The sequence below is a fragment of the Acinetobacter sp. 228 genome (assembly GCF_048147885.1).
Genome location: NZ_JAYWYV010000082.1, coordinates 1 through 2,144 on the forward strand (window position 1 = coordinate 1; position 2,144 = coordinate 2,144).

Below are 2,144 nucleotides of genomic sequence, written 5' to 3' on the forward strand. Positions count from 1 at the left end.
CAAATCATCAATTTGTTCTTGGGTCACATAGCCTTTGCTTTTTAAATATTCAGCCACGCGGTCATCACGCAAGCTTAAGAAAGCCGCATCATAAACACCTAAATCAACAAAGAGAGCTGCGGTTTCTAGGCTATTGAACCGATCAAGGAAAATATCATTGCCATACATTAAGAAGATATGGTCAAGTTTTGCTTTTTCATCTACATGCAAACGTTCAGCAAGTTGATGTGGAGGTGTCTTAATAAACAGCAAGTCAGAAAGCTCATCGAACTGAGTCATATCTAACAGGTTTTCTCCGAGTTTGACATGACCAAGCCAAGCCTTGAAAACCAGAACAGCGCCACCGCGTAGAAGCATACTCCAGATTTGATGGCGTGTCTCATGGTCAAGGTTTTCACTTTCAGCAGTAAGAACTTTTAAGAAGTTCTCTTCTTGTTGGGCTAATTTATCAAATAAACCTAAGCCTTGCGGATGATAGGCAGCAGGCGCAAATACATCAAAATTTAGATCATGAAATACATTAAGTGCGAGAGGTACAGCACACTGATAAATAGTATTGAGTGCTTTGATATGTGCTTCGCTCAGCTTGCTATGCGGAAAAATACTTTGCCAATCTAACTCAGGAAGTAAGGCATTGGCACTGTATTGACGATAAAATTGTTGAGACGAGAGTTGCCCGTGTGGGGTGTTATCAGAAATATTCATGGCAGTTATCCTTTGCATTCATTCTAGAGCAGTGAAGCTATATAGATTGGAAATCGATTTGATAATTCGTTATACAATTTAAAAATTCGTTTTGAATATTTATGTGTCATGAAGAATGCAAGTAGAATACGACTAAAGTCGTATAAGGTGATTTTTTGTAAATAATCTATTATAAAAACAATGATTTATTAAATTGTAACTAAGTATACAAGTGTTCACTTACAAAAAAGGTGGGCTTTGCCATAGAAAAAAAGGCATTGGAAATTTTGGTCAATGATTTACTGGGTAAAAGTAGACTTTTTGAGCAGTTCTGCCTATTGGCTTAAATTCAGTCAAACATTTTTGCCAAGAACCGCTCCCCAAACTTATTAAAGGTTGGGAAGCGATAAATGATTAGTCTGTCGTGCTGGCAATTTTAAGCCCAGATAACCATGCTCTTAATGAAGCAGGTTTTAACGGTTTTTTGAGTAAAACAATATTCAGTTCTTTTAATTGCTGCGGTAATTCAGGGTGCGAGTCCGCTGTAATTAAGGCAACAGGAACATCTTCTTGACGATTTTGAGTAATAAAATCAACCCCAAGTTGATTGTGGTTTAAATGCTGGTCAATGAGCCAAACCTGAATATTCTCTTTTTGAATAATTTCTAGCGCCTGTTCAGGTTCAGTCGCTTTGAAAACTTGATAACCCCATCTTCCTAATAAACTACTCATTCCTTCAAGAATAGTTTCATCATTGTCTAGGCACAAAATACGGTAGGCTTTAGTTTTTAAAGGTACGGCTTGTACAGCTGGTGTTGCAACTTTTGGTGGCTCGACAATAGGTACTTCAATCATAAAGCATGAGCCTTTGCCCAACTCTGAGTAAACATGAACAGGGTAATTTAGCAAACCTGTCATACGTTGTACGATGGCAAGTCCTAGCCCTAAACCTTGTTCACCCCAAGGTGATAAATGCCCACAGCGCTCAAACTCTTGGAATAGCTTAATCCGTTGTTCTTCGGCAATACCAGGTCCAGTATCCCAAACCCCAATTCGAATATGTCCAGACTTCTGCGCAGAGCGGAGTACACCCACCACCACTCGACCTTTGGCGGTATAACGCAAAGCATTACTGACAAAGTTTTGGATAATACGACGAATCCACTGCGGGTCGGTATCAATCCAGAAAGACACATCGTGGACTTTCAGTGAGATATTTCGCTGAGCAGCGATCGATTTAAACTGCAACTCAAGATCACTGAGTAAATCATGCAACGGATAAGGTTGTCTTTTTGGCTGTATGGTGCCGCCTTCCAAACGCGCAATATCGAGTAGGGCAGAGAGCATACTTTCTGCTCCATAGAGTGCTCGGTCAAGTTGTTGTAGGGTCTGGCGGTCTTCTTCGGTCGAAATACTTTGCTCAAGAACTGTACTAAACAGACGAGCAGCATGCATAGGCT

The 2,144-nt window shown here is 40.2% G+C and carries 2 protein-coding genes; both read right to left on the reverse strand.

Going from position 1 to position 2,144, the window contains the following annotated elements:
- The coding region (locus tag VXQ92_RS16020; protein WP_416682488.1) for a hypothetical protein at positions 1–705 on the reverse strand (705 nt) is incomplete at its 3' end.
- A gap of 393 nt (positions 706–1,098) precedes the next feature.
- Positions 1,099–2,144: hybrid sensor histidine kinase/response regulator (locus VXQ92_RS16025; protein WP_416682490.1), on the reverse strand; the 1,046-nt coding region annotated here is incomplete at its 5' end.